Below are 7,516 nucleotides of genomic sequence, written 5' to 3'. Positions count from 1 at the left end.
TCGTCCTTGCGAACCGCGGAAATGCCGGCCATCATCTCCTCGGCGAGCTTGTCCGAGCATTTCGCCCAGGCGTCGACGACCTTGTTGTATTTCTCGCCTTGCGTGATGAGGCCGTCGTTGTACTGCTGCTCGTATTCCTTCGCGAGCGACGTCGTCTCGGCGATGCGTTCCGGCTTGGTGTCCGGCACGACCATGTCGTCCTTGCCGAAAGAGATGCCGGCCTTGAACGCCTCGCGGAAGCCAAGCGCCATGATCCGGTCACAGAAGATGACCGTCTCCTTCTGACCGCAGTTGCGGTAGACGATGTCGATCATGTTCGAGATTTCCTTCTTCGTCATCAGCTTGTTGACGACGTCGAAGGGGATCTTGGCGTGATTGGGCACCAGCTGTCCCAGGATCATTCGGCCGGGCGTCGTATCGAAGATCTTCGACACCCGCTCGCCGTTCTCGTCATAGGTCCAGGCGCGGCCCTTGATCCTTGTATGCAGTGTGATCGCCTCGGCGGCGATCGCATGCTCGATCTCGCCCATGTCGGCGTAGAAGCCGCGCACCGGGCGCTTCGTCTCCTTGTCCTCCTCGTACTGGCCCGGCTCGCCGTCGCGCATCAGCGACACGTAGTAGAGGCCGAGCACGATGTCCTGACTCGGCACGATGATCGGCTGGCCGTTGGCGGGGTGCAGGATGTTGTTGGTCGACATCATCAAGACGCGCGCCTCGAGCTGCGCTTCGAGCGACAGCGGCACGTGCACGGCCATCTGGTCGCCGTCGAAGTCGGCGTTGAACGCCGAGCAAACGAGCGGATGCAGCTGGATCGCCTTGCCCTCGATCAGGACCGGCTCGAACGCCTGAATGCCCAGGCGGTGCAGGGTCGGCGCGCGGTTCAGCATGACCGGGTGTTCGCGGATGACCTCGTCGAGGATGTCCCAAACCTCCGGCTTCTCCTTCTCGACCAGCTTCTTGGCCTGCTTGACGGTGGCCGACAGGCCCTTGGCGTCGAGGCGCGAGTAGATGAACGGCTTGAACAGTTCGAGCGCCATCTTCTTCGGCAGGCCGCATTGATGCAGCTTGAGCTCGGGACCGACGACGATCACCGAGCGGCCGGAATAGTCGACGCGCTTGCCGAGCAGGTTCTGGCGGAACCGGCCCTGCTTGCCCTTGAGCATGTCGGCGAGCGACTTCAGCGGACGCTTGTTGGCGCCGGTGATGACGCGGCCGCGCCGGCCGTTGTCGAACAGCGCGTCGACCGACTCCTGCAGCATGCGCTTTTCATTGCGGATGATGATATCGGGCGCGCGCAGCTCCATCAGCCGCTTCAAACGGTTGTTGCGGTTGATGACGCGGCGGTAGAGGTCGTTGAGGTCGGATGTCGCGAAGCGGCCTCCGTCGAGCGGCACCAGCGGACGCAGGTCCGGCGGAATGACCGGGATCTCGGTCAGGATCATCCACTCCGGCTTGTTGCCCGAATGGATGAACGCCTCGATGATCTTCAGGCGCTTGGCGAGGCGCTTCGGCTTCAGCTCGCTCTTCGACTCGGCGATCTCGACCTTGAGGTCATCGGCGATCTTCTGAAGGTTCATGCCCTTCAGCATCTCGCGGATCGCCTCGGCGCCGATCATGGCGGTGAAGCTGTCCTGGCCGTACTCGTCGAGCGCGCGGAGAAAATCGTCCTCGCTGAGCAGCTGACGGTCTTTCAGCGGCGTCAGGCCCGGGTCGAGCACGATGTAGGACTCGAAGTAGAGGACGCGCTCGAGATCCTTCAGCGTCATGTCGAGCAGGAGCCCGATGCGCGAGGGCAGCGACTTCAAAAACCAGATGTGCGCGACGGGGGCCGCGAGCGAGATATGGCCCATGCGCTCGCGCCGGACGCGCGACAGCGTCACCTCGACGCCGCACTTCTCGCAGATGACGCCCTTGTACTTCATGCGCTTGTATTTGCCGCACAGGCACTCATAGTCCTTGATCGGGCCGAAGATGCGCGCGCAGAACAAACCGTCGCGCTCCGGCTTGAAGGTGCGGTAGTTGATCGTCTCCGGCTTTTTGATCTCGCCGAACGACCACGACAGGATCTTCTCGGGGCTCGCGATGGCGATCTGAATCTGGTCGAACGCCTGCGGGGCGGCGACCGGGGCAAAGGGATTGGTGATTTCCTGGTTCATTCTCGTCTCCCGCGAGTCGGGCGCGGCCAGCGCCCGGACACGCATTCATGGAAGAAAGTCGCGGCGCGGCCGCCGCGAGGCAATTCCTTGCGGAGCGCTGCGTCCGCCGCCAACGACGGACGCCGCGCGCTTTATTCGGCGGCCTCCGCCGGCGGCGTCTCGTCCGGCGCGCGCTTGAGCGACGCCAGTTCGACGTTGAGGCCGAGCGACCGCATTTCCTTGACCAGCACGTTGAAGCTTTCCGGGATGCCCGATTCGAACGTGTCGTCGCCGCGCACGATCGCCTCGTACACCTTGGTGCGGCCCGCGACGTCGTCCGACTTCACGGTCAGCATCTCCTGCAGCGTGTAGGCGGCGCCATAGGCTTCCAGCGCCCAGACCTCCATTTCGCCGAAGCGCTGGCCGCCGAACTGCGCCTTGCCGCCCAGCGGCTGCTGGGTGACGAGGCTGTAGGGGCCGATCGAACGAGCGTGGATCTTGTCGTCGACGAGATGGTGCAGCTTCAGCATGTAGATGTAACCAACCGTCACCTTGCGGTCGAACGGATCGCCAGTCCGCCCGTCGAAGAGGGTCACCTGACCGGACGAGTCGAGACCCGCCTTTTTCAGCATCTCGACGATGTCCTTCTCGCGCGCGCCGTCGAATACGGGCGTCGCGATCGGCACGCCGCGGCGCAGGTTCTCGCCGAGCTCGGCGAGACTCTGATCGTCGAGCGCCTTGATCGTCTCGTCCTCGCCGTAGATCTCGTGCAGCTTGCCGCGCAGCGCCTGAGAGTCGTGCGATCGCAGATAGACGTCGACCGTCTCGCCGACCTGCCTGCCGAGGCCCGCGCAGGCCCATCCGAGGTGCGTCTCAAGGATCTGACCGACGTTCATGCGGCTGGGCACGCCGAGCGGGTTCAGCACGATGTCAACCGGCTGGCCGTCGGCGAGGAAGGGCATGTCCTCCTGCGGCACGATCCGCGAGACGACGCCCTTGTTGCCGTGGCGGCCCGCCATCTTGTCACCGGGCTGGATCTTGCGCTTCACCGCGATGAAGACCTTGGCCATCTTCATCACGCCGGGCGGCAGCTCGTCGCCGCGCTGCAGCTTCTCGACCTTGTCGAGGAAGCGGTTCTCCAGCGACTTCTTCGACTCGTCGTATTGCTTCCGCATGGCCTCGATTTCCGACATCGTCTGGTCGGACTCGAGCGCGAAGGCCCACCACTGCGAGCGCGGAACTTCTTCGAGGATCGGACGGGTCAGGATCTGATCCTTCTTGAACCCCTTCGGCCCGGAAAGCGCGTGCTTGCCTTCAAGCGTCTCGGCGAGACGCGCGTAGACGTTACGGTCGAGGATCGCCTGCTCGTCGTCGCGATCCTTAGCCAGCCGTTCGATCTCCTCGCGCTCGATCGCCTGGGCGCGCTCGTCCTTCTCCACGCCGTGGCGGTTGAACACGCGCACCTCGACGATCGTGCCCTGCACGCCCGGGGGCACGCGGAGCGAGGTGTCGCGGACGTCCGACGCCTTCTCGCCGAAGATGGCGCGCAAGAGCTTCTCTTCCGGCGTCATCGGGCTCTCGCCCTTCGGCGTGATTTTGCCGACGAGAATGTCGCCGGCCTGCACTTCCGCGCCGATGTAGACGATGCCCGCCTCATCGAGGTTCTTCAGCGCCTCTTCCGAGACATTCGGAATGTCGCGCGTGATTTCCTCGGGCCCGAGCTTGGTGTCGCGGGCCATCGCCTCGAACTCCTCGATGTGGATCGACGTGAACACGTCGTCCTTGACGATGCGTTCGGAGAGCAGGATCGAGTCCTCGAAGTTGTAGCCGTTCCACGGCATGAAGGCGACGAGGACGTTGCGGCCGAGCGCCAGGTCGCCGAGATCCGTCGAGGGACCATCGGCGATGATGTCGCCCACCTCGACCCGGTCGCCGACCTTGACCAACGGCTTCTGGTTGATGCAGGTCGACTGGTTCGAGCGCTGGAACTTCATCAGGCGGTAGATGTCGACGCCGGGCTTGGCCGCGTCGGTCTCCTCCGTCGCGCGCACGACGATGCGGGTCGAGTCGATCTGGTCGACAATGCCGGTGCGGCGCGCGGCGATCGCGGCGCCCGAATCGCGCGCGACGATCGCCTCCATGCCGGTGCCGACCAGCGGCGCATCGGAGCGCAGCAGCGGCACCGCCTGGCGTTGCATGTTCGATCCCATGAGCGCGCGGTTGGCGTCGTCGTTCTCGAGGAACGGGATCAGCGCCGCGGCGACCGAGACGAGCTGCTTCGGCGACACGTCCATGTAGTCGACATGGTCGGCCACGAGGAAGACGACGTCGCCGGCGCGCCGGCAGACGATCAGATCCTCGGTCAGGCGCCCGTCGGCGTCCATCGGCGTATCGGCCTGCGCAACCGAATATTTCTGCTCCTCCATCGCCGACATGTAGACGACTTCGTCGGTCACCTTGCCCTCGCGCACCTTGCGGTACGGGGCCTCGATGAAGCCGTACTTGTTCACCCGCGCGAAAGTCGCGAGCGAGTTGATCAGGCCGATGTTCGGGCCTTCCGGCGTCTCGATCGGGCAGATGCGGCCATAGTGGGTCGGATGCACGTCGCGGACCTCGAAGCCCGCGCGCTCGCGGGTGAGTCCGCCCGGACCGAGCGCCGACAGGCGGCGCTTGTGGGTGATCTCCGAGAGCGGGTTCGTCTGGTCCATGAACTGCGACAGCTGCGACGAGCCGAAGAATTCGCGCACCGCCGCCGCGGCCGGCTTCGCGTTGATCAGGTCCTGCGGCATGATCGTGTCGATCTCGACCGAGCTCATCCGCTCCTTGATCGCGCGCTCCATGCGTAAAAGGCCGATACGGTACTGGTTCTCCATGAGCTCGCCGACCGAGCGGACGCGCCGATTGCCGAGATGGTCGATGTCGTCGATGTCGCCGCGGCCGTCGCGCAGGTTCACCAGCGCCTTCACGACCGCGAGGATGTCCTCCTTGCGCAGCGTGCGCTGGGTGTCGGGCGCGTCGAGGTCGAGGCGCATGTTCATCTTGACGCGGCCGACGGCGGAGAGATCGTAGCGCTCGGAATCGAAGAATAGCGACTGGAACATCGCTTCGGCACTGTCGAGGGTCGGCGGCTCGCCCGGGCGCATCACGCGGTAGATGTCGAACAAAGCGTCCTCACGCGAGGCGTTCTTGTCGACCTTGAGGGTGTTGCGGATATACGGGCCCACGTTGACGTGGTCGATGTCGAGGATGGGCAGCTCGCTGAAGCCCACGTCGAGCAACTGGGCGAGCGACTTCTCCGTGATCTCATCGCCGGCCTCGGCGTAGATCTCGCCCGTCTCCGGGTTATAGAGATCCTCCGCGATGTACTGGCCGTAGAGGTCGGCGTCGGCCGCGTAGAGCGCCTTGAGACCCTTCTCGGCGAGCTGGCGCGCCGACCGCACGGTCAGCTTGCGGCCGGTCTCGAAGGCGAGCTCGCCGGTGTCGGCGTCGATCATGTCGACGGTAGCCTTGAAGCCCTTCATGCGCTCGGGATCGTAGGGCACGCGCCATCCGTCCCTGAGCCGGCTATAGTTGACGGTCCGATAGAAGGTCTTGAGGATCTCCTCCCCATCGAGGCCGAGGGCGTAGAGCAGCGACGTCACCGGAATCTTCCGGCGCCGGTCGATGCGCGCATAGACGATGTCCTTGGCGTCGAACTCGATGTCGAGCCAGGAGCCGCGGTAAGGAATGATGCGGGCGGCGAACAAAAGCTTGCCCGACGAGTGGCTCTTGCCCTTGTCGTGGTCGAAGAACACGCCCGGGCTGCGGTGCATCTGCGAGACGATGACGCGCTCGGTGCCGTTGACGATGAAGGTGCCGTTCGGCGTCATGAGCGGCATATCGCCCATGTAGACGTCCTGCTCCTTGATGTCCTTGACGGATTTCGCCTGCGTCTCCGGATCGACGTCGAACACGATGAGGCGGAGCGTCACCTTGAGGGGCGCCGCGTAGGTCATGCCGCGCTGGCGGCACTCGTCGATGTCGTACTTGGGCGCCTCATATTCGTACTTCACGAACTCGAGATGCGCGGTGTCGGCGAAATCCTTGATCGGAAACACCGACTTGAACACCGCCTGCAAGCCCTCGCTGGGACGGCCGGCCTTCGGCGCGTCCATGAGGAGAAACTGGTCGTAGGAGGCCTTCTGCACCTCGATCAGGTTCGGCATCTCGCCGACTTCCTTGACGTGCCCGAAAACCTTGCGAACGCGCTTGCGGCCGGTGAATGTCTGCGCCATGTCGTTCCTCAATGCTCACGCCCGTTCTGCGATCGCGCGGCTGCGATCACGTCAAGCCGCCCGGGCGAACCGATCGCCCCTGTCAATCCCCCGCCCGGGACGCGCGCACCCCCGCGCGCCTCTCGACGGTCGAAACAAACCCAACCTTAAAAAACGCCGGAACGGCCCCGGGGCCGAAAGGCCCGGGACCGTCCCCACTTTGACTGACGAGCCCCATGTCGGGCCCGCCTGCTCATTACTTGAGCTCAACCTTGGCGCCGACCTTCTCCAGAGCGGCCTTGATCTTCTCGGCCTCGTCCTTGGAGACGCCTTCCTTGACGGGCTTCGGCGCGCCTTCGACCAGGTCCTTGGCCTCCTTGAGGCCGAGCGAGGTGATCGCGCGGACTTCCTTGATGACCTCGATCTTCTTGTCGCCGATGGCGGCGAGGACGACGGTGAACTCGGTCTGCTCCTCGACCGGAGCGGCGGCGGCGGCCCCGCCGGCGGCGGGAGCGGCGGCGACGGCGACCGCGGCGGCGGCCGAGACGCCCCATTTCCCTTCGAGGAGCTTGGCGAGCTCAGCGGCTTCGAGAACGGTCAGCGAGGAGAGTTCTTCGACGATCTTTTCGAGATTGGCCATTTTGCTTGTTCCTTAATATGGGTTCGAACTGAGGGTTTTTAAGAGCCTCTGTCAGGCTGCGTCTTTGGCGGCATAGGCCCCGACCACGCGCGCGAGCTTGGCGGCGGGCGCGGTGGTGAGCTGGGCGAGCTTGGTCGCCGCGGCGGTGATGAGCCCCAGGATCTTGGCGCGCAGCTCGTCGAGGGATGGCAAGGTCGCGAGCGCCTTGACCCCGTTGACGTCGAGGGCGGTCTTGCCCATGGCGCCGCCGAGGAGCACGAACTTGTCGTTGTCCTTGGCTAAAGCCACGGCTGCCTTGGCCGCCGCCACCGGATCGGCCGAATGGGCGATCAGGGTCGGTCCCTTGAGCAAGGGGCCGATGGAGGCGACGTCCGTGCCTTTGAGAGCAATCTGGGCGAGGCGGTTCTTGGCGACCTGGACGGAAGCGCCAGCGGCCTTCATCTGCTTGCGCAGACGCTGCATCTGGGCGACCGTCAAGCCGGAATAGT

4 protein-coding genes are annotated in these 7,516 nt (G+C 64.7%); all 4 read right to left on the bottom strand.

All coding sequences use genetic code 11. The annotated features are described in order from the left end of the window. Positions 1–2,156 (bottom strand): DNA-directed RNA polymerase subunit beta' (gene rpoC / locus ACLP25_RS14900; protein WP_442469967.1); only part of this gene is annotated, 2,156 nt, incomplete at its 3' end. Positions 2,157–2,287: 131 nt separating this feature from the next. Further along, the gene (gene rpoB / locus ACLP25_RS14895; protein WP_442469966.1) at positions 2,288–6,409 is read right to left on the bottom strand and encodes a DNA-directed RNA polymerase subunit beta; all 4,122 of its coding nucleotides are present in this window, start codon (positions 6,407–6,409) and stop codon (positions 2,288–2,290) included. Between the two features lie 235 nt (positions 6,410–6,644). Further along, positions 6,645–7,028 (bottom strand): 50S ribosomal protein L7/L12, encoded by a 384-nt coding sequence (rplL, locus tag ACLP25_RS14890; RefSeq protein WP_442469965.1) that lies wholly within the window; start codon positions 7,026–7,028, stop codon positions 6,645–6,647. Positions 7,029–7,079: 51 nt separating this feature from the next. Further along, a partial coding sequence (rplJ, locus tag ACLP25_RS14885) for a 50S ribosomal protein L10 (protein WP_442469964.1) occupies positions 7,080–7,516 on the bottom strand: 437 nt, incomplete at its 5' end.

Source organism: Roseiarcus sp. (assembly GCF_052145395.1).
Taxonomy (GTDB): domain Bacteria; phylum Pseudomonadota; class Alphaproteobacteria; order Rhizobiales; family Beijerinckiaceae; genus Roseiarcus.
Note: the sequence above shows the minus strand (reverse complement) of the source record. Positions and strands in the feature narration are given on the sequence as shown.